This is a genomic window from Stenotrophomonas maltophilia, assembly GCF_023518235.1.
Classification (GTDB): Bacteria; Pseudomonadota; Gammaproteobacteria; order Xanthomonadales; family Xanthomonadaceae; genus Stenotrophomonas.
Genome location: NZ_CP090423.1, coordinates 2,322,605 through 2,343,133, shown reverse-complemented (window position 1 = coordinate 2,343,133; position 20,529 = coordinate 2,322,605). Strand labels below are relative to the sequence as shown.

General features: G+C 67.6%; 19 protein-coding genes. 12 read left to right on the top strand and 7 right to left on the bottom strand.

Translation table 11 applies throughout. The annotated features are described in order from the left end of the window. The first annotated feature begins 93 nt into the window (after positions 1 to 93). The 4 genes from LZ605_RS11045 to LZ605_RS11030 all read left to right on the top strand — a co-directional run bounded on the left by LZ605_RS11045 (position 94) and on the right by LZ605_RS11030 (position 4,853). Positions 94 to 474, top strand: coding sequence for a tautomerase family protein (locus LZ605_RS11045; RefSeq protein ID WP_180866944.1), 381 nt, complete (start codon positions 94 to 96; stop codon positions 472 to 474). Positions 475 to 681: 207 nt separating this feature from the next. Continuing rightward, positions 682 to 1,068 carry a DUF2946 family protein gene (locus tag LZ605_RS11040; RefSeq protein WP_249844902.1) on the top strand — a complete coding sequence of 129 codons (387 nt, stop codon included), beginning with the start codon at positions 682 to 684 and terminating at the stop codon, positions 1,066 to 1,068. Positions 1,069 to 1,197: 129 nt separating this feature from the next. Next, complete coding sequence (locus LZ605_RS11035) at positions 1,198 to 3,336, top strand: TonB-dependent receptor (RefSeq protein ID WP_249844851.1); 2,139 nt, start codon at positions 1,198 to 1,200, stop codon at positions 3,334 to 3,336. Positions 3,337 to 3,347: 11 nt separating this feature from the next. Beyond that, positions 3,348 to 4,853, top strand: coding sequence for a PepSY domain-containing protein (locus LZ605_RS11030; RefSeq protein ID WP_249844850.1), 1,506 nt, complete (start codon positions 3,348 to 3,350; stop codon positions 4,851 to 4,853). Positions 4,854 to 4,862: 9 nt separating this feature from the next. Here LZ605_RS11030 and LZ605_RS11025 read toward each other — a convergent pair whose 3' ends face one another. Both LZ605_RS11025 and LZ605_RS11020 read right to left on the bottom strand, forming a co-directional pair. Then, complete coding sequence (locus LZ605_RS11025) at positions 4,863 to 5,996, bottom strand: MFS transporter (protein WP_249844849.1); 1,134 nt, start codon at positions 5,994 to 5,996, stop codon at positions 4,863 to 4,865. 11 nt (positions 5,997 to 6,007) lie between these two features. After that, positions 6,008 to 6,784 (bottom strand): DeoR/GlpR family DNA-binding transcription regulator, encoded by a 777-nt coding sequence (locus LZ605_RS11020; RefSeq protein ID WP_249844848.1) that lies wholly within the window; start codon positions 6,782 to 6,784, stop codon positions 6,008 to 6,010. A gap of 150 nt (positions 6,785 to 6,934) precedes the next feature. On the opposite strand from LZ605_RS11020, the gene smqnr reads away from it, so the two are divergent. Continuing rightward, positions 6,935 to 7,582 (top strand): SmQnr family pentapeptide repeat protein, encoded by a 648-nt coding sequence (gene smqnr, locus LZ605_RS11015; RefSeq protein ID WP_249844847.1) that lies wholly within the window; start codon positions 6,935 to 6,937, stop codon positions 7,580 to 7,582. A 72-nt stretch (positions 7,583 to 7,654) separates the two neighbouring features. Here the strand turns inward: smqnr and LZ605_RS11010 are convergent, their stop codons facing one another. Together LZ605_RS11010 and LZ605_RS11005 are read right to left on the bottom strand one after the other, a co-directional pair. Further along, positions 7,655 to 8,329 carry a class I SAM-dependent methyltransferase gene (locus tag LZ605_RS11010; RefSeq protein ID WP_249844846.1) on the bottom strand — a complete coding sequence of 225 codons (675 nt, stop codon included), beginning with the start codon at positions 8,327 to 8,329 and terminating at the stop codon, positions 7,655 to 7,657. Between the two features lie 87 nt (positions 8,330 to 8,416). Beyond that, positions 8,417 to 9,115: a glutathione S-transferase family protein gene (locus LZ605_RS11005; protein WP_249844845.1), complete on the bottom strand. Its 699-nt coding sequence runs from the start codon at positions 9,113 to 9,115 to the stop codon at positions 8,417 to 8,419. A 115-nt stretch (positions 9,116 to 9,230) separates the two neighbouring features. Between LZ605_RS11005 and LZ605_RS11000 the strand changes: the two genes are divergently transcribed. Further along, positions 9,231 to 10,175: a LysR substrate-binding domain-containing protein gene (locus LZ605_RS11000; protein WP_249844844.1), complete on the top strand. Its 945-nt coding sequence runs from the start codon at positions 9,231 to 9,233 to the stop codon at positions 10,173 to 10,175. Here LZ605_RS11000 and LZ605_RS10995 read toward each other — a convergent pair. Next, entirely contained in the window at positions 10,114 to 11,493 is a 1,380-nt protein-coding gene (locus LZ605_RS10995; RefSeq protein WP_249844843.1) for a PLP-dependent aminotransferase family protein, read from the bottom strand. The genes LZ605_RS11000 and LZ605_RS10995 overlap by 62 nt on opposite strands. A gap of 131 nt (positions 11,494 to 11,624) precedes the next feature. On the opposite strand from LZ605_RS10995, the gene LZ605_RS10990 reads away from it, so the two are divergent. The 3 genes from LZ605_RS10990 (at position 11,625) to LZ605_RS10980 (ending at position 14,425) form a co-directional block, all read left to right on the top strand. After that, positions 11,625 to 12,488 carry a DMT family transporter gene (locus LZ605_RS10990; protein WP_249844842.1) on the top strand — a complete coding sequence of 288 codons (864 nt, stop codon included), beginning with the start codon at positions 11,625 to 11,627 and terminating at the stop codon, positions 12,486 to 12,488. 156 nt (positions 12,489 to 12,644) lie between these two features. After that, positions 12,645 to 13,526 (top strand): SDR family NAD(P)-dependent oxidoreductase, encoded by an 882-nt coding sequence (locus tag LZ605_RS10985; protein ID WP_249844841.1) that lies wholly within the window; start codon positions 12,645 to 12,647, stop codon positions 13,524 to 13,526. Between the two features lie 38 nt (positions 13,527 to 13,564). Then, the gene (locus LZ605_RS10980; RefSeq protein WP_249844840.1) at positions 13,565 to 14,425 is read left to right on the top strand and encodes a LysR family transcriptional regulator; all 861 of its coding nucleotides are present in this window, start codon (positions 13,565 to 13,567) and stop codon (positions 14,423 to 14,425) included. 72 nt (positions 14,426 to 14,497) lie between these two features. Here LZ605_RS10980 and LZ605_RS10975 read toward each other — a convergent pair whose 3' ends face one another. Next, positions 14,498 to 16,585, bottom strand: coding sequence for a TonB-dependent siderophore receptor (locus tag LZ605_RS10975; RefSeq protein WP_249844839.1), 2,088 nt, complete (start codon positions 16,583 to 16,585; stop codon positions 14,498 to 14,500). A 161-nt stretch (positions 16,586 to 16,746) separates the two neighbouring features. Between LZ605_RS10975 and LZ605_RS10970 the strand changes: the two genes are divergently transcribed. Continuing rightward, on the top strand, positions 16,747 to 16,920 hold the full coding sequence (locus LZ605_RS10970) for a hypothetical protein (protein WP_249844838.1): 174 nt from the start codon (positions 16,747 to 16,749) through the stop codon (positions 16,918 to 16,920). On the opposite strand, the gene LZ605_RS10965 is transcribed toward LZ605_RS10970, so the two are convergent. Next, a complete protein-coding gene (locus LZ605_RS10965) occupies positions 16,917 to 17,321 on the bottom strand; it encodes a GFA family protein (protein ID WP_249844837.1) in 405 nt (134 codons plus the stop codon). The genes LZ605_RS10970 and LZ605_RS10965 overlap by 4 nt on opposite strands. Positions 17,322 to 17,481: 160 nt before the next feature. On the opposite strand from LZ605_RS10965, the gene LZ605_RS10960 reads away from it, so the two are divergent. After that, positions 17,482 to 18,456, top strand: a complete 975-nt coding sequence (locus tag LZ605_RS10960; RefSeq protein ID WP_249844901.1) for a DUF4105 domain-containing protein — start codon at positions 17,482 to 17,484, stop codon at positions 18,454 to 18,456. Continuing rightward, positions 18,456 to 20,480: an esterase/lipase family protein gene (locus LZ605_RS10955; protein ID WP_249844836.1), complete on the top strand. Its 2,025-nt coding sequence runs from the start codon at positions 18,456 to 18,458 to the stop codon at positions 20,478 to 20,480. Before LZ605_RS10960 ends, LZ605_RS10955 begins: the two co-directional genes overlap by 1 nt. Positions 20,481 to 20,529: the final 49 nt, after the last annotated feature.

Genomic DNA, 20,529 nt, shown 5'->3' with positions numbered 1-20,529 from the left:
GAGAGCAGAGGATTCCATCCCTGCGCTGTCCCACCACCTCGGGCAGGCGTAGTCTCAGCCCATTGCCGCGCCCATCCACTCTGGAGCCCCGCCATGCCGCTCGCCCGCATCGATCTTCGCAAAGGCAAATCCGCCGACTACCTGCAACGCGTCGGTGAAACCATCTACCAGGCCATGCGCGCGGTGGGGGTACCGGAAAACGACCGCTTCCAGATCTTCCAGGAACACGCGCCCGGCACGCTGATCTACGACCCCGGCTACCTGGGCGTGGACCGTACCGACGATTTCATCTGCATCCAGATCACCTGGAACGAAGGGCGCACGCTGGAGCAGAAGAAGGCGCTGTACCTGGGCATTGCCGAGGGCCTGCACGCGGCAGTGGGCATCCGCCGCGAAGATGTGTTCATCAATCTGGTGGAAGTGAAGAAGGAAAACTGGTCGTTCGGTAATGGTGTGGCCCAGTACGTGAGTTGATGGGCGAAAAGCATCCACGCATGGCGTGGATCTGCAGAGCGCTGGGGCAGGGCATGCCCATCGAGCTGGCCGGCCGCACAGGCCTGCGTCACCGTGTCGCAGGGGGCAAACCCTGAACGGGGTCCAAGGTTGGCTGCGGGCCCGTAGAATGGCCGGGTGCGTCATTCTGTCCTCCACCGCCGGTTCCAGGCCCTGGCTTGGCTTGCCCTGCTGCTGGTGCTGCTCGCCCCGCTGGTGAGCCGCTGGCTGGCGCACGGGCACGTGGCCGCGGTGGTGCCGGTGGCGGCGATGGATCACTCCCAGCATGCGCAGCACGCGATGGAGGGCCATCACGACCATCACGCGATGGCGATGCCGCACGGCGAGGCTGCAACGAAGCCGCCCGCCGATCCCCATGCCGATCATGAGATGGGCGTGGATTGCGATTACTGCCTGATCGCAGCGCGGTTGATCACGTTGTTGGTAGCGGCGTTGTTGCTGCTGGTGCCGATGGCCGCGGTGTGCCGCGCGCTGCGCGGTGCGGTGCAGGCGTTGCCACAACGCGTCAGGGGCACATTGGGAGCGCGTGGGCCGCCGGTCTTGATGGCTGCCTGAGCCCCACGCGCGCTGCATTGATCTTCCTTCCATGAGGTTGCCGGCCACGGCCGGTGCCCGCACGCGCGTGTTTGTCCCTTTCTGATTGCTGCCCTGCCATTGCGGGGTGGCCTTGCATGCCGCGAACAAATGAAAACGAATCCCAACGCCGCGCACCCGCGCCGGGCGACGCTGCCTGTCATGTGCGCGTTGCTCCTGAACACCGCTCCCGTACTTGCCGCCGATGCGGCACCACCGACCACGCTGGATACCGTACGCGTGATCGATACCCGCAGCGGCGAGCTGTCAGCCACCGCCAGCGCCGGCTCTGCGCTGGGCCTGAGCGTGCTGCAGACGCCGGCCAGCCTGACGGTGATTTCGCGCGAACAGCTGGAGCAGCGCGGCGACAGCAACCTCAACGATGCGATCAGCCGGGCCGGTGCGATCAGTGCCATGCCGCACCCGGGCAACGGCCTGAGTGCGCTGTCCAGCCGTGGCTTCACCGATGGCGCTTCGGTGATGCGCCTGTACGACGGGCTGCGCCAGTACGGCGGCGTGGGCATCACCTTCCCCTTCGATACCTGGTCGATCGAGCGCATCGAAGTGCTGCGCGGGCCGGCCTCGGTGATCCACGGCGATGGTGCGATCGGCGGGGTGATCAACATCGTGCCGAAGAAACCCTCGCGCGGGGCCATCGACAACGAGATCAGCGTGACGGTGGGCAGTGAAGATACCGCGCGTCTGGGCTTCGGCAGTGGGGGCGCGCTGACGCCCGAGCTGGCCTACCGGCTGGACCTGAGTGGCAACTACAGCGGTGGCTGGATCGACCGTGGGCGCAACAGTGATGCCACCTTCTCCGGCGCAGTGCTGTGGCAGCCGCGCACCGACCTGCAGCTGACGCTTACCCATGCGCAAGGGCATCAGAAGCCGATGCGCTACTTCGGCACGCCGCTGGTGGAGGGACGCCAGTTGGACGCACTGCGCCACCGCAACTACAACGTGGAAGACAGTGATATCCGCTTCCGTGACCGCTGGACCCAGCTCGATGCGCTGTGGACGCCGAGCGCGAAGGTGGAATGGCGCACGCGCGTCTACCAGACCGACAGCCAGCGCGATTGGCGCAACGCCGAGGCCTATGTCTACAACCCGCGTACCGGCCTGATTGACCGCTCGGGCAACACCCAGATCACCCACAACCAGGACCAGACCGGGCTGACCTCGACGCTGCGCGTGCAGGGTGAGGTGGGCGGTCTTGCCAACAGTTTCGCGGTGGGGATGGATGCCAACCGCGCGCACTTCAAGCACACCAACAACACCTATGCCGGCAGCTCCGGCCCGGTCGATCCGTTCCATCCGGTGCCGGGCCAGTTCGCCAGCGATGCGCCGAACCTGCCGCGCTACCGCAACGCCGCCGAGCAGTACGCGCTGTTCGTGGAAGACCACCTGACGCTGAGCGAGCGTTGGTCGGTGCTGGGCGGCCTGCGCCATGACCGCGCGCGCATCGATCGCACCGATCTGATCAGCGGCCAGAACGCGTTCTCGAAGACCTACAACAGCACGGGCTGGCGCGCTGGCGCGGTGTTCGCGCTGCAGCCGACGTTGAGCCTGTATGCGCAGTACTCGCAGGCGGCCGACCCGGTCAGCGGCCTGCTGATGATCAGCCCGGCCAACGGTGCCTTCGACCTGGCCAAGGGGCGGCAGATCGAGGTGGGCCTGAAGCAGGCCTTCGACGGTGGCGAGTGGACGTTGGCGGCGTACCGCATCCGCAAGACCGGGCTGCTCAGCCGTGACCCACTGCAACCGGATCGCCGCGTGCAGGTGGGAGCGCAGACCTCGCGCGGCATTGAAGCGTCGTTGACCTGGGCCTTCGCGCCGCAGTGGTCGCTCGATGCCAACGCCACGCTGCTGAAGGCCGAGTTCGAGGACTTTCTGGAAACCACCGGTTCGCCGGCGATGCTGGTGTCGCGTGATGGCAACGTGCCGCCGAACGTGGCCGAGCGCCTGGCCAATGTGTGGGTGAGCTGGCAGTTCCTGCCCGACTGGAACGCGGCCGCAGGCGTGCGTTACGTCGGCAAGCGCTACGCTGACAACGCCAACACCCTGGAGCTGCCCGGCTACAGCACCACCGACCTGGCGCTGACCTGGCAGGCGGCACCGCGTACGCGGGTGAGCGCGCGCCTGTTCAATGTGTTCGACAAGGCGTATTACGCCACCGCGTACTACACCAGCACACAGTGGTTGCTGGGCGCGGACCGCCGCGTCGAGTTCACGCTCGACCATCGCTTCTGAGGACGCCGGCCATGTCGCTGCGATCCACCGCCAAGCGCTGGACCTATCTGGTGCACCGTTGGCTGGGCATCGGCGGATGCCTGCTGATGCTGCTGTGGTTCGTCAGCGGCATGGTGATGCTGTTCATCGGCTACCCGAAGCTGACACCCGGTGAGCGGCTGGCGGCGTTGCCTGTGCTGGGCGATGCGCACGGGCTGCTTGGCTTGTCGGCGTTGCCGGCAGCAGTGCACGCCGAGCCGGAGAGCGTGGTGCTGACCACGCTGCGTGGCGAGCCTGCCTACGTGGTGCGTAGTGGCAACCACGTGGGGGCGTGGTCGGCGCACACCGGGCAGGCCCTGCTGTCGGTCTCGGCACAGCGCGCCGAAGCCTCGGCGGCGCAGTTTGCCGGCGGGCCAGCCTTCGTCGGTGCGATGCGCGTGGATGAGGACCGCTGGACCCATTCGCGTGCGCTGGACGCGCATCGGCCGCTGTACCGGGTGGAGGTGGGCGGTGCGCAGCCGGGCGACCTGTATGTGTCTTCGCGCACCGGTGAGGTGGTACTGGATGCACCGCATGTGCAGCAGCGCTGGAACTATGTGGGGGCGTGGCTGCACTGGCTGTACTTCCTGCGCATGCAGTCGGTGGACCCGGTGTGGACGTGGGTGGTGATCGTGCTGTCCGCGCTGTGCACGCTGGCGGCAGTGAGCGGCATCGTGGTGGGCGTGTGGCGCTGGCGTTTCCGTGGGCACTATCGTTCCGGTGCGAAGACGCCGTACGTCGAGCCGTGGATGCGCTGGCATCATCTGATCGGTCTGGCGGCTGCGGCGTTCGTGTTCACCTGGATCTTCAGTGGTCTGATGTCGATGAATCCACTGGGCGTCTTCAGCAGTACGCGCGAAGCGATCAACACGGCGCACTATCGCGGCGATGCGGTGGCGGTGAATGGCGCGCTGGGCCAACCGGCAGCGCTGCTGGCTGCGGCCCACGAGGGGGCGTTCATGCCGGTGGAGATCCAGTGGCGGCGCATCGGCGGTGAGCTGTTCGCGCTGCTGCTGGACGGGCAGGGCGATACGCGCATCGTGGCCGCGGGCGAAGGGCATCTTCGGTTGATGCAGTGGCTGCCGCTGGCATGGCTGCAGCACAAAGCGCAGGCGATGTCCGCCGCGCCGATGCATCGGTTCACGCTGCTGCATGCAGCCGATGCCTATTTCTATCCACGTGCGCCGGAGGCGATGAACGGTGCGGCGGTGCGCCGCTTCCCGGTGGCAGTGGCGGACTTCGGCGATGCCGAAGCAACGCGCGTCTACTTCGATCTGGCCAGCGGTGACCCACTGCTGACCCTGGGGCATCGTGAGCGGGCCGGGCGCTGGCTGTTCTACTTCCTGCACAGCTGGGACCTGCCGGCGATGCTGCGGCAGGAGACGGCCCGGTTGGGCGTGCTGCTGCTGTTGAGCATGGCCGGCACCGCGCTGTGTGCGACGGCCACGGTGATCGGTTACCGCCGGGTGCGGATGAAGCTGCGGCGCCGGCGCCGTTGATGCCGCGCGCTACACCCGCAGCCAGCGCGTGGACACCGCCACCAGCAGCAGTGCGATGGCCACACCGATGAATGCAGCGATCAGGCCGAAGTGGTTGGCGGCGAAGCCGATGAGTGCCGGGCCGGCAAGAATGCCGGCAAAGCCCAGCGTGGACACGGCGGTGATCGCCAGCGCACCCGGCATGCGTGTCTGGTGGCCCGCCAGCGAGAACAGCGCGGGTGCGATGTTGGCGCAGCCGAGGCCGACCAGCACATACCCGGCCAGTGAGGCCTGCCAGGGCGTGACCAGCGTGAGCACCAGTACGCCGCTGGCAGCGAGCAGGCCGCCGAACACGATGGCGCGTTCGCGTCCCACCCGCGCCACCAGTGCATCGCCGAACAGGCGCGCGACGGTCATGGTCAGGGTGAAGGTCACATAGCCGATGCCGGCCAGGCTCGCATCGACGCGGCGTACATCGCTGAGGAACACCGCGCTCCAGTCCAGCATCGCGCCTTCGCCGAGGAAAGCAATGAAGGCCAGCACGCCGATGAACAGCACGATGCCATGGGGCATCGCCAGCATCGGGGTGTCGTGGGGCATGCGTTCGCTGTGCCAGTACGACGCCGACACCAGCATCGCCAGCAGCATTGCAGCCACACCGATCAGCACCGAGGCCAGCGGTGGCAGCTGTGCGGAAAGCAGCAGGGTCATCATCGCTGCACCGAGGAAGCCGCCGATGCTGAAGAAGGCGTGGAAGCCGGACATCATCACGCGCCGTGCCTCGCGCTCGACGATCACCGCCTGTACGTTCATGGTGCAGTCCATCGCGCCAACGGCGGCACCGAACACGAACAGCACCAGGCCCAGCAGCCACGCCGAATCGGCCAGTGCCAGCCCGGGCACGGTCAGGCAGATCAGCAGGCTGCTGGCCACCATCACCCGGCGGCAGCCGAGGCGCGCGGCCAGCACGCCGGACAACGGCATCGCCAGCAGCGAACCGGCACCGAGGCAAAGCAGCACCAGGCCCAATGTGGCGTCGTTGATCTCCGTACGTGCCTTGGCGAACGGCACCAGGGTGGCCCACAGCGCGGTGGCGAAGCCGGGAATGAAGAACGCAGCGCGGGTCGCGTGCTGTTCGGCACGCGCGCGGTTGGCAAGGGACATGAGCGGTACGGTCAGGGGGGAGTGGGGTGCACTGCGATGCCGGCGGCGCGGAAGCGCGCGGCCAAGGCCGGTGGTGCGCTGGTGGTGAGCACCAGGTCGTCGATCTCGTCCAGGCTGGCAATCTGCCAGTGGCCACGGGCGCCGAGCTTCTCGGTGGTGGCGGCGACGATGACACGGCCGCTGCAGGCCACCATGGCACGCTTCAATGTGGCTTCTTCGGCATCCATCGCCCACACACCGGTGTCGCCGTCCACCGCGCACGGGCCGGGCAGGTACACGTCGGCACGCAGGCGCTGCACCTGGGCCAGTGCTTCGGCGCCCACCGCGCCCCCACCGCTGGCCAGGCGGCCGCCGATCAGCTGCACGGAAGTGCCTTCATGCAGGCTGGCGGCGGTGGCGATCTGCGGCGCGTTGGTGATCACCGTCAGTGCCAGTTCGGGCGGCAACTGCTGGGCGATGGCCAGGTTGGTCGAACTGGCATCGAGCAGCACCAGCTGGCCAGGTTGCAGCAGGGCACAGACGCGCGCGGCCAGTTCGGCCTTGTCGCCACGGTCGCGGGTGAGCCGCTCGCGCAGCGGGCGTTCCTTCGGCGGCGGCAGCACGGCGCCGCCGTAGACGCGCTGGCACAGGCCCTGGGCAGCCAGTTCGCGCAGGTCGCGGCGGATCGAATCTTCGGAGACGGCATAACGACGCGCCAGCTCGGCGGCCACCACGCGGCCCTGCTGGCGCAGTTCCTCGAGGATCAGCCGGGTGCGCTCGGCGGGGAGGGAATTGGGTTCGGAGCTCATGGTACGAGTGTGCATGTTCGTGCATGAACGTGCAACAACAGGCATTGGGCAATGGCGCGGCCGATGAGCGGGTGAGCCCGTGCCGGCGTAGGGCTTTGGAATGCGGCAGTGGCCCGGCATCATGGCCGCGCTTCTGGCATGGAATCCCTGATGTCCCCCATCGTTCACCGCAGGCTGCGCATCGGCGCGGACCAGTACACCGGCCAGAAAGTGGTCGACCAGCAGTTCCACGAATGCGATTTTTCCGGCGTGGACCTGACCGCCACCGAGTTCATCAACTGCAGCTTCTACGATGCTGACAGCCGCTTGGGCTGCCGCTTCAACGGCGCCACGCTGAAGGAAGCCAGCTTCCGCAGCTGCGACCTCAGCCTGTGCCATTTCAACTTCATCAAGGCGCTCGGCCTGGAGATCAGCGAGTGCCGCGCGCAGGGCGCGGACTTCAGCAACGCCAGCTTCATGAACCAGATCACCACGCGCAGCTGGTTCTGCAGTGCGTTCATCAAGAAATCGAACCTGCGCTATGCCAATTTTTCGCGGGTGACGCTGGAAAAGTGCGAGCTGTGGGAGAACTGCTGGGACGGCGCGAATGTGAGCGGTGCCAGCTTCGCCGGCTCGGACCTGTCCGGGGGCCAGTTCGAGGGCATCGACTGGAACAGCGCCAGCTTCACCGACTGCGATCTGACCAACTCGGAGCTGGGTGAGCTGGACCTGCGCAGCACCAACCTGCGCGGCGCCACGCTGGACGTGCAGCAGGTGGCGCTGTTGATGAAGCGCATCGGCATTACGGTGGTGCCCTGAGCGTACCCGTAGCGTCGAGCTTGCTCGACGGCCGACGCCGCATCCAAACCTGGCCTCGGCTGCGCCAAGGCGTCAAGCCGCATAAGCCACCCAGCCCTTGAAACTGAAACCTGCATAGAACAGCTCTGCGCCTTCGAAGCCGGCCTCCTGCAGCAGGGCGACCTCCTGTTCGGGCGCCAGCAGTGGCAATCGCTCGGCAATGGCCTCGATCGCGCGCTGCGCATCAGCATGTGCCACGCCGGATGCTTCGGCGAAGGCTGCATAGCGCTGCAACCAGCGCCGCTTGCCGGCCGGATCCTGCGGCACGCTGTGGTGGGCCACCACCAGTGGCGCGCCGCGTTGCAGGCGCCTGTGCAGTTCACGCAGTGTGTGCAGGCGCTGCGCGGCATCGAGGAAATGCAGGGTCAGCAGGCAGCTGGCACCGTCGAAGCGCATGTCCGGCGCATCGTCGATATAGCCTTCCAACAGCTGCACTCGCGATATCAACGGGCCCAGTGTCTGCTCGGCCAGGGCCAGCATCGGCGCGGCTGGGTCGACCCCCAGCAGTTGCCAACCCGGTTGCGCCTCGGCAAAGGCCTTCAGCTCCAGCCCGCCACCGGCGCCGAGCACCAGCACGCGGCCCTGTGCTGGAACCCGCTCGGCCAGCAGCAACTGGCTCATCTGCTGCAGGGCCAGAAAGCCCGGCACCTGGCGCAGTGGGCCTTCGGCGTAGCGGGCTACCGCCTGCGGATCGGAGAACATGGACATGCGCGGTTTCCTGCAACGGGCGACATACCACTGTAGCGCGGCGCGCAAGGGGCATTGCGCGCCGCTGCCGCACAGGCAGGTGATCGCTCAGGCCGCTTCCGCTTCCAGCACATCCTGCAACCGCACCTCGCCAAGGAAACCGCCGCTGCTGGTTACCGTCCGCTGCGCCTCGATGGCGTGCGCGAACTGCACGCCGGCATCGTCCTGGAGTCGTTCGAACAGCTGCTGCAGCTTCGGGAAGTGGCGGCGGTCGACCACCTGGTGGTAGTCGTTCCAGCGGGCGATGCCGGCGAAGTAGGCGTCGGCCAGGCTGCGCTGTCCGCCCAGCAGCCAGGGGCCGTTGCCGATCATCTGCTCAAGCGCCTGATGCACGTGGCGTACTTTTTCCGTGCCGTAGCGGCGCAGGGCTTCGCCGTCGGCACCTTCGGCATGTTCCAGCGCGTGCCAGAGCGGGGCATAGGCGCCAAAGAAGCTGGTGTTGAGGTAGGCCAGCGCCTGGTTGAGGCGGTCGAAGCCGGGCGTGCCCTGCGCGAATCCCCAGCCCTGGGCGATGCCGCGCGCGGCCAGGTGGTTGAGGATGGCCAGGCTTTCGCTGATCAGTTCACCGTTGGCGGTGCGCAGGGTGGGCGTTTCTCCAAGCAGATTGAGGCGGCGATAGTCTTCGCCCTGTACCTGGCCGGGCATTTCGATGCGGCACAGCTGGTAGGGCTGGCGCAGCCATTCCAGGGCAACGATGGAGCCGAACGAGCAGCCCGAGGGCACGCCGTAGAAGAGGATCGGGGTCATGGCAGGTTTCCGGTTGAAGCCGCGGTGCGGCGGGTAGGGGAAGCGTGCCTGCATGGACATTGCGACAGAAGCCATTCGAATGGCATCCTGAAGTCCACATCTGTGGACGTTGCGCATGCTCAATCTCAACGACCTGGCCCTGTTCGTGACTGCCGTGGAGCAGGGCGGCTTTGCCGCCGGCGGTCGCCATCTGGGCCTGCCGCGCTCGACCCTGAGCAAGCGTGTGGCATTGCTGGAGGAGCATCTGCAGGTGCGCCTGCTGCAGCGCAGTTCGCGTCGCTTTGCGCTGACCGAGGTCGGTCAGGAGTTCTTCGAACGCGCACGCGCGGCGTTGTCCGAGGTTGAGGCTGCCGAGGCCATCGTCCGCGACCGCCAGGCCGAACCCAGCGGCACCGTGCGCATCAGCGCTTCGATTCCGGTGGTACAGGGCGAGCTCGCCGCCTGCCTGCCCGCGCTGGCCCGGCGCTATCCGCGGCTGCGCATCGAAGTTGAAGTGAGTGATCGTTTCATCGACCTGGCGCAGGAAGGCATCGACATCGCCCTGCGCAGCCACTTCGGCCCCTTGCCGGATTCGGGTCTGGTGCAGCGCGCGCTGGGCAGCGAACGCATTGTGCTGGTGGCGGCGCCCGCATACCTGGCCACCGCGCCTGCGCTGGATGCGCCGGAGCAGCTGCGCGGGCATGCCGGGCTGCTGACCGCGCGCCACGCAACGCGCTGGACACTGCAGGGGCCGGCCGCGCGCAGCGTGCAGGTGGAACCGCAGGTGGCGATGGTCGGCAACGAATCGCAGCTGCTGATCGCGGCGGCCGAAGCCGGCCTGGGCATCACCGTGTTGCCGCACAGCCTGTGTGCGGCGGCCATCGCCGCCGGCCGCCTGCAGCAGGTATTGCCGCAGTGGCATGCCGGAGAGGTGACCACCAGCGTGCTGCTGCCGCATCGTCGCGGCCAGTTGCCGGGCGTGCGCGTGGTGGTGGACGCGCTGGTGGCGCATTACCAGCTCAGCGCAGCGCCTGCGCCAGCACCTGCCAGATCCGTGGGTCCTGGCACTGCGAAACGTTGAAGCGCAGATAGTCGGCCGCGCGCTGCGACTGGCTGAAGGCATTGCCCGGTGCCAGCACGATGCCCTCGCGCAGGCATTGCCGCGCCAACGCAGCGGCATCGCGGCCATCGGGTAGCTGGCACCAGAGGAACAGGCCGGCTTCCGGTTGCAGCCACGCGGTGATGCCCAGCGCGTGCAGTTTCCGCAGCGTGTGCCGGCGCGCATCGGCCAGGCGCGAGCGCACCGACTGCATGTGGCGGCGATAGCCGCTGTCGGTCAATGCGATGTGCATCAGCTGCGCGGTCAGGTGGCCACCGCCGAAGCTGGTGGCCAGCTTCAGATCAGTCAGCGCCTCGATCCACTCCGGGCGCGCGGCGATGTAACCGCAGCGCGAGGCGGCCGACAACGTCTTGGAGAAACTGCCGACATGGATCACCCGCGACAGGCCATCGAGCGCGGCCAGCCGCGGCGCAGGGTGCAGCTCGAAGTCGGCAAAGATGTCGTCTTCGATGATGATCAGTTCGCTGCGTTCGGCCAGCCCCAACAGCCGATGCGCGGTGCTGGCCGAGAGGATCGCGCCGGTCGGGTTGTGCAGGCCGGAATTGGTGATGTACAGCCGCGGTGTGTGCGCCTGCAGGGCCTGCGCGAACGCGTCCAGATCCGGGCCGGCGTGCGTGTACGGCACACCCACCGCCTGTACCTGGTGGGCCTTCAGCAGGGCGTGGTAATTGAAGTAGCTGGGGTCATCGACCAGCACGCAGTCGCCGGGCTTGAGCAGGAAACGGCAGATCAGGTCGACGGCATGCGTGCCCGATTCGGTGAGCAGGATCTGCTCCATCGGCGCGTCGATGCCCAGCATGGCCGCACGCCGCTGCAACAGCTGGCGCAGGACGGGCAGCCCGAGCGGTCCGGCGTAGTCGACCAGCTGCGGTGCATCGACGCGCGCCAGCCGGCGCAGGCCGCGACGCATGCCATCGTGGTACAGCCAGGCGCTGGGCATCCAGCCGCAGCCGGGCTTGAGGTGGCCGGCGGGTGTTTCCAGCGATTGTCGTGACACCCACAGCGGATCCACCGCACGGTCCAGCCGGGGTTCCATCTCGGCCAGGGCCAACGGCGCCACCGGGCCGCTGACGTAGAAGCCGGACCCGGCGCGGGCGGCGATCACGCCTTCCGCTGTCAGGCGCTCGTAGGCCTCGACCACGGTGGACACCGACACCCCCATCGCCGCCGCCTGCGCGCGCACCGAGGGCAGACGCGAGCCCGGCCCGTCCAGCCGTGCGCTGATGCGGCTGCGGACTGTGTGGATGACCGATTCGATGCGGGTAAGGGGGCGGTTCATGGCGGGACTGTAGTGGAAGTGTGAGCAGTACAGTTTCTTGAAACTGTACTGGATTGTAGCTGGGGAGATGCGGCGGTCGATGCTTCCATGGACGTCCACCGGGCATCGCCCGGCATTGCGGGAGCACAGCTGTGGAACGGTCGGCGAGTGGGTGGGTCAATGGCTTCATTGGTGTGGTGATTTTTGCCGGCTCGTTGCCGGCCACTCGCCTGGCGGTGCTGCAGCTGGATGCGGGGTTCGTCACCGCCGCGCGCGCCAGCATCGCCGCCGTGCTCGGGCTGGGGCTTTTGCTGCTGCTGCGCCAGCCCTGGCCCCGGCGCGCAGACCTGCCCGGGCTGGCGGTAGTCAGCCTGGGCGTGGTGGTGGGCTTTCCGCTGTTGACCGCGCTGGCCCTGCGCCATGCGTCCTCGGCGCACACGATCGTGTTTCTCGGCCTGCTGCCGTTGAGCACGGCGTTGTTCGGCGTGCTGCGGGGCGGTGATCGTCCGCGCCCGGCGTTCTGGCTGTTCTCGCTGCTGGGCAGTGCCTGCGTGGTCGGCTACGCGGCCCGCAACGGTATCGAGGCCTCGCTGCAGGCCGACCTGCTGATGCTGGCGGCGATCGTGGTGTGCGGGCTGGGCTATGCAGAGGGCGGCCGGCTTGCGCGACATCTCGGTGGCTGGCAGGTGATCAGCTGGGCGCTACTGCTGGCGCTGCCGGTGATGTTGCCGCTGACAGTACTGATGCGCCCGGTCTCGTTTGCTGCGGTGGATGCCTCGGCATGGTGGGCGCTGGGGTACGTGGCGGTGTTCAGCATGCTGCTTGGGTTCCTGTTCTGGTACCGCGGCCTGGCACAAGGCGGCATCGCGGCCGTCGGCCAGTTGCAGCTGCTGCAACCGTTCTTCGGCCTGGCGCTGGCTGCACTGCTGCTGCACGAGTCGGTCAGCCTGGGCATGGTGCTGGTGACGCTGGCCGCGGTGATCTGCGTGGCCGGCGCCCGCCGCTTCAGCCGCTGAAGAAAGGGGACGGAGGGGATTAAGTCGCTTCTGGCACTTCATGGGCGATTGCGACTTAATCCCCTCCGTCCCCTCTTCTGGCGATAGCGTGGGCGTATCGTGGTGGGTGGCCAACGGTATTGGCCAGCGCCGTCGCTCCTGGTTGAAGCTGGGCGGATGCAGCCGATTTCCCCTATTTCCTTTGAGGGCCAGGTGGGCCTGGTGACCGGTGCCGCCGGTGGGCTGGGGCTGGCCTACAGCCGCCTGCTGGCCCAGCGCGGTGCGCACGTGGTGATGCATGACGTGGGTGCGGGTACCGATGGCCGTGGTCGCGACCCGCAGCGCATCCTGCACAGTGCCGAGATGCTGCGGGCGCAGGGCCTGTCGGTGCAGGGCGCAAGCGGACCGATCGACGACCGCGCCGGTTGTCACGCTGTCCTGCATTCGCTGTTGCAGCAGCATGGCCGTATCGACTTCCTGATCCACAACGCCGGTTGGGTGGAGTACCAGGCGCTGGAAGCCATTGAGGACGAGGCATTGGAGCGGATGCTGTGCCTGGCGGCGAAGACGCCGTTGTGGCTGGCGCAGGCGGCATGGCCGGCCATGCGCGATGCGGGGGGAGGGCGGATCGTCATCACCACCTCCGATCGCGCGCTGTATCCGCAGTACGCACAGCGTGGGCTGTCTGCCTATGCGATGGGCAAGCTGGCCGCGCTCGGGCTGGTCAATGTGCTGGCGCTGGAAGGGGCCACACACGGCATCGTGGTCAACGCGGTGTCGCCGGTGGCCAAGACGCGCATGTGGGGCATCGACGGCGAGCCGGATGAACTGCATCCGGAGGCGGTCGCACACGGCGTGGCCTACCTCGCCTCGCCGCGCTGCCTGCAGGGCGGGTGGGCGCTGCGCGCGAGCAACGGGCAGTTCCACGCGCTGCGCCTGCAGGAGGCCGAGCATGTGGCCTACCCACGCGATCTGCGCGCGATCAGCGCCGACAGCATCGAAGCGGTGGCGTTGCAGTGGCCGGCCATCGCCCGCGCCAGCGTGGACGTGCGCAGCTGAGGGCGTACGCTAGGCAGGTTTCCATCGGCTGCATCCAGATGATCGACCTGCGCCTGCTCCGCCAGTTCGTGGCCGTGGCCGAAGAACTGCACTTCCACCGCGCTGCGGCCCGCCTGCACATGTCACAGCCGCCGCTGACCGCGGCGATCCGGCGTCTGGAAGACGCGTTGGGCAGCGAGCTGATCGTGCGCGGCAACCGCACCCTGCAGACCTTGCTGGTGGAAGCGCGGGCCACCCTGCAGCAGGCCGAGCAGGCGTTGCAGCGCACCCGCGCCGCCGCCGCCGGGCACTGTGGCAGCCTGCGTGTGGGGTACGTGGGCAGCGCACTGTACGGACGCCTGCCGGGATTGATCCGCCACTTTCGTCAGCAGTATCCGCAGGTGCAGCTGCATCTGCACGAAGCCACCTCGCGCCAGCAGCAGCAATGGCTGCGGGAGCAGCGCATCGACGTCGGCCTACTGATTCCACCGATTCCGGCCGCCGAGCTGCTGCTGCACGACTTCGATCACGACCGCCTGGCGATTGCGCTGCCGCGTGCACACGCACTGGCCGACGCAGCGCAGGTCAGTGTGGCGATGCTGGCCGACGAACCGTTCGTATCCTGGCCAGCGGGCGAAGGCATCGGTTTCCATGCGCAGGTGCTGGGCCTGTGCACCGCCGCAGGCTTCACCCCGCACGTGGTGCAGGAAGCACAGGGCATGCACGCGGTGCTGTCACTGGTGGCGGTGGAAGCCGGGGTGGCGATCGTGCCGGCCAGCATGGCCAGCTTTCGTCCGGAAGAAATCGTCTATTTCCAGCTGGAAGGCGATGCAGCGCGCTTCGCCCTGCAGTTCTGCACGCGTCCGGAGGCACCGTCACCGGTGCTGCGCAATTTCCTGGAGACCGCCAACGCTGGCTGAAAGTGCGCGTCCCCGAACCGGGAGATGCCCTTCTGCAGGCCGGACCGTGGTGCCGGCCTGCAGGCGTCCGGCTCAGAACCGATAGCTGATGGTGCCGGTGACCACGCGCGGATAGCCGGCGAAGCAGTCGCCGAAGGTGCGGCACGGTGCGTAGTAGCGCTTGTCGGTGAGGTTTGTGATGTTCAACGCCATCGTCCAATCGGTTACCTGCACCTCCAGCAGTGCATCGGCCAGCGTGTAGCTGGGGGTGACGATGCGCCCGCCGTTGCCCAGCGAGACCGTGTTGCCGACGTGGCGCACGCCCAGGCCCAGGCGCAGGCGTGCGGCATCATCCAGCTGGAAGCCCTTGGACACCCAGGCCGAGGCCAGGTCCTGCGGCGTATCGTTCAGGCGCTCGCCCACTTCCAGCGCGAAGTTGCTGCGGCTGACTTCGGCTTCGTTGCGTGCAACGGCGGCGGTGACGGTGAGGTCGTTGGCGAACTGGAACTGGCCTTCCAGCTCGATGCCCTTGGAGCGGATCTGGCCGGTCTGCACCACGTTCAGCACGTTGTCCGGATCGTTGGTCTGCCGGTTGGTTTCGGTGATGCGATAGGCCGCCATCGTCAGCAGCAGGTTGCGTGCCGGCTGCCACTTGATGCCGGCCTCGGCCTGGCGGCCGCGCATCGGCTTGAAGGCCTGGCCGAACAGGTCCTGGCCGGATACCGGCAGGAACGATTCGCTGTAGCTCAGGTAGGGCGACACGCCGGCTCCCACGTCGGCAATCAGGCCGGCGCGATAGGTGGTGGCGTTGTCGGTCTGGCTGGGCTGGCCCTCGGTTTTGGAGCGCGCATGGTCGCGACGCGCACCGAGCACCAGCGAGACGCGGTCGGCCCAGCGGATCTGGTCCTGCACGTACAGGCCCAGCTGGCTGGAGGTCTGGTCGGGCTGGCTTTCCCAGCCGCGCACCGTCGGCGCCACCGACACCGGGTCGTAGATGTCGATCGGCGTGCCGGTGGCATCCAGGCGCTGCAGCTGTTCCTTGTACTGGCTGTAATCCACGCCCGCCAGCAGCAGGTGCTGGAAGGCACCGGTGGCGAAGTCGAACTGCAGTGCGTTGTCGGCGCTGAGGATCTGCACGTCCGGGCGGGTACCGTAGGCAGTGCGGTTGACCACGCGGCGCGCAGCGTCGATGAACGGATCGGCCGGGTTGCTGTAGCTGTCCACGTACATCTGCTGCAGCGTGGTCCTGCCGTCGATGTAGCGCAGTGCCGAACGCAGGCTGAGCACATCGTTGAAGCTGTGGTCGAACAGTGCGGTGAGGCTGTAGACGCGCGAGTCGATGCGGTCGAAACCGGGGTCGCCGATGAAGGTGGATGGATCCAGGCGGCGCCCGGGCGGCGCCAGCAGGGTTGCCGCCAGGGGCAGGAACTGCTGGCTGGAGCCGGTCTTGTCATGCTGGTAGCTGGCCAGCAGGGTGAGGTTGCTGCGCTCGCCGCGCCAGCTGATCGACGGGGCCAGGTAGACGCGATCATCCTTGAGCGTGTCGGTCTGCATGTTCGACGCGCGTACCAGCCCGACGAAGCGTCCGGCCACGCTGCCATCGGCGTTCAGCGTGCCGTTGAGATCGCCCTGCAGCTGGCGCCGGTCGAAGCTGCCGAGCTGCACGCCGAGCTCGCCGCTGGGCGCGGAGAAGGTGGGGCGCTTGCTCATCGCATTGATGATGCCGCCGGTGGCACCGGCGCCGTACAGCACCGAAGAGGGGCCGCGCAGCACCTCCACCCGTTCCAGGCCGTAGATCTCCGGTCGTGCCAGCGGGCTGAAGCCATAACTGCGGCGCAGACCATCGAGGTACTGCACCGGGTCCAGGCCGCGCACCGAGCTGGCGTCGTTGCGGGTATCCAGGCCCCAGGCGTCGGCGGTGACGCCGGCGCTGTAGCGCAGCACTTCCTGCAGGTTGTGCGCGCCGCGATCGGTGAACAGCTGCTGGGTGACCACGCTGATCGCCTGTGGCGTCTGGGTCAGCGCGGTATCGGTCTTGGTCGCGGTGCTGGCACGGTCGGCGACGACGCTGAGCCGGTCCAGGGTGCGCGCATCAGGCGCGTCATCGGCCAGGGCCAGCGGAGCGGTGAGACAGGCGGGAAGGCAGAGCGCAAGCGACAACAGGGTGCGGCGGGCGGGCATGGCGGTCGGTCCACAGGAGATCGCCGCGGATTATCAGGACCGATCGCGCATGATGCAAATGATTCTCAATGGCGTGTCATCCGGGGGTCGTCCGCGCATCACGCCGTGCATGCCGCCATGGGCCCAGTATTGATCGTCCCCGTCCCCCACGGAGACCCGCCATGTGGCTGCTCGACCATCTCTGGCCCGGCCGCAGGCCCGTGCCCGCCCCGGTTGCCGCCGAGCCGCCGGCGATGCCCCGCCGGCCCTGGCTGAAACGCCCCGCGCGGGCCGGCCGCAGCGGCATGGCGCCCTGGCAGAAGATCGCCGCACCGCCGCGGCGCAGTCGCCACTAGGCGTTGCGGTCGGCGGGGTGGTTGACCCCGTCGTTGACCGGGATCACGCCCAGCGCGAACGGGTCGATGCCTTCCAGGCAGGCCACGTTGTAGCCGTACTGGTCGGGGTTGGAGCGCCGGCGATGATGGGTGTAGATGCCGCACACGCCGCAGAAGTAGTGCTCGGCCACGTGGGTATTGAACTGGTACCGCTGCAGGTGGTTCTGCCCGCGCACCACCTGCAGGCCTGCGCGGGTGACGCTGGCGGCGATGGCGCCACGGCGGCGGCACATCGAGCAGTCGCAGCGGCGCGGGTCGACGATGCCATCGGGCAGATCGAGCAGCAGTTCGACCGCGCCGCAGTGGCAGGTGGCGCGGTGCCGGGGGTGGACCGGAACACCGGCCACGGACGTAATGCCCATTGTTGATCCTGTGTGGTGGAACGTGGTCCAAGACCCTGCGCCGGCCGGCCTGAACGGGCCGTAGATGCCACGCTGAGCCGGCTTGTGGCTAACTATGCGGCTTCAAGACCGCCACAGGATGCCAGTGAACGCCGCAGGACGTTGGATGACAGGAAGTGCCATGGCGCTGGCGGCGTTGTGGGTGACCGGCCTGCTGGCCTATCAGCTGCCAGGGCCGGGCTGGCTGGCCACGGGCGTGGCGATGCTGTGGCTGCTGCCCGCCCTGTGGGCCGCGTGGCAGGTGGCGCGCGGCCACGGCACGCGCCGCCTGGGCCTGGCGTTCGGCGCATCGCTGGCGCTGGCCGGGCTGTGGTGGCTGCTGCTGACCCCGCGCCAGGACCGGGTATGGGCCGACGATGTTGCCCAGCGCCTGCATGTGGTGTCTTTCGACGGCCGCCATGTGGTGCTGGACAACGTGCGTGACTTCACCTGGCGCAGCGAGACCGACTACGACGCGCGCTGGGTGCGCCGCGAGTACGATCTTGACCAGCTGCGCTCGGCCGACCTGGTGCTGTCGTACTGGATGGGCCCGGCCATTGCCCACACGCTGATCTCGTTCGGCTTCGACGACGGTCGCCATGTGGTGTTCTCGCTGGAGATCCGCAAGGAACGCGGTGAATCGTTCTCGGCGCTGGGCGGCTTCTTCCGCAAATTCGAGATGACCCTGGTCGCCTCGGAGGAGACCGACATCATCCGCACCCGCACCAACGCGCGTGGCGAGGATGTCTACCTGTACCGCCTGCATGGCATGGACCGCGCGCAGCTGAAGGAACTGTTCGCGGCCTACATCGCGCAGGCGCGCGAGCTGGATGCGAAGCCGGGCTTCTACAACACGCTGACCAGCAACTGCACCACCATCGTCTTCGACCTGGCCCGGCATATCGCGCCGCGTCTGCCGCTGGACTACCGCCTGCTCCTGTCCGGCTATCTGGCCGAGTACGCGCAGGAGGTCGGCGCGCTGACCCCGGGGGTGACGTATGCCGAACTGCATGACAAGGCCCGCATCACCCAGCGTGCGCTGGACCTGGGCGACGGCGCTCATTTCTCCACCGTGATCCGCCAGGGCGTGCCCGGCACCGAGCAGGACCCGCAGTAATGACACCATTCTTCCCCTTCCGCTGGCAGCGCCTGCTGCCGGCGTTGTTCGCCGCCTTCCTGCTGCTGGGCAGCAGTGGCTGTGCGATGGTCACCGTCAAGCAGGTCACCTCCAGCGATTCGCTGGTCAACAAGCGTGCCGACGTACTCAACACCGGCAAGCTCAGCCCCGCCGCGCGCGAGACGCTCAGCGCGGCGGGCCTGGATGAATCGCAGTGCGAGAAGGACTTCCTGGTCTGCCGCAGCACGCTGCTGATGACCGATGACCTCAACGTCGAGCAGCGGCTGTCGGCGCTGTCCGAGCTGTGGGTGAAGGCGGCGCTGGCACTGACCCCGAAGAAGACCGCCGCCGGCGATCCACCGATGAGCGACGCGGCGCTGGATGCCTGGCTGGAAGCGGCGCGTTACGCGTATGCCTACCTGTTCTACAGCGGCCGATCACCGTCCGACCGCGCCTTCGAGGATCGGCAGACCCAGGTGCGCGACTACTACAACTATGCGGCCGAGAAGGCCGCGGTGGTGCTGTTCGTGCGCGCGCGTGCGGCGGCATTGGCCGGCGAGGACTATACGAAGCCGCTCTCGGTCGGCAGCTGGTCATTGGCCTCCAACTATCAGCAGTTGAACCTGAAGAGCATCCCGGCGCAGCTGGTGCCGGCCGGCACGGTGAGCTTCGTTGGCCTGCGCAGCACCTATCGCCGCGACGGCTTCGGTGCCGAGCTGGTGATGGTGATGGATCCGCCGAAGCTGGTGGCACCGGTGATCGCACCCGATGGCCCCAAGGCCGATAGCGCGCCGGATGACCAAGACGATTCGCGCCGCGGTCGCCGCCATCGGCATGACGACTCGGTACCCGAGTTCAGCGAGATGTCTTCGATCAATGTCACCGCGCTGCTGCGCTTCGAGGGCAGCAACCTGGACGATGTGATGCGCACGCGCCGGGTCGAGCTGGATGCTTATTCGCCCGAAGCCACCGAGCGCATCACCCTGCATGGCGAACAGGTGCCGCTGGCCGGCAACTTCACCGCTGCCTACGGCCTGTGGCTGGCGCAGAGTGGCTTCGCCCGGCAGTCGCTGCGCACCCTGTTCGGCATGAGCGAGGGCATCGGCGAACCGCATATCTACCTGATGCAGCCGTGGGACCCGAACCGCCGCATCATCTTCATGCTGCACGGCCTGGCCAGCAGCCCCGAAGCGTGGGTGAACCTGGCCAACGAGATCATGGGCGACCCCGAGCTGCGCCAGCAGTTCCAGGTGTGGCAGGTCTATTACCCGACCAATGCGCCGATCGCACTGAACCGCTACGAGATCGCCAATGCGTTCAACGACACGCTGAAGCATTTCGATCCCAACGGCAGCACGCGTGCATCAAAGGACATGGTCTATATCGGCCACAGCATGGGCGGCGTGCTCGCGCGCCTGCTGGTCAGTGATTCCGGAGACGTGCTGTGGAATGACCTGCTGGCCAACTACGACCTGAAGGGCGAGCGCCTGAAGCGCGTGCAGAACAAGCTGGGGCCGCTGCTGCATTTCAAGGCGCAGCCGAACGTGGAGCGTGCGATCTTCATCGCTGCACCGCACCAGGGCACCGATATTGCCGGCAACAAGGTCGGGCGCCTGATCGGCCGCCTGGTGCGCCTGCCGCTGACCATCCTCGGCAAGTTCGAGGATGTGTTCCTGGCGCTGGCGCAGGCCGAACAGCAGGTCGACGGCACAGCCAAGCCGAAGATCCCCAACAGCATCGACAACCTCAAGGCCAGCGATCCGTTCGTGAAGGCGGCCGCACAGCTGCCGATCGAGGCCGGCCTGAAGTACCACTCGATCATCGCCCAGCGCAAGCCGGAATTGCCGGTGCAGAAGTCCGACGATGGGCTGGTGCCGTACTGGAGTGCGCACCTGCCGGGCGCGCTGTCGGAGAAGGTGATCATCTCCGGGCACAGCGTGCAGGAGACGCCGCAGGCGGTGCTTGAAGTGCGCCGCATCCTGCATCGGGACATTGATGATGTAGGCGCCGCCAGCACACCCTGACCGCTGCGTTCGCTGGGCGTGGCTCGCCTTCCGGTAGCGCAGGACCACG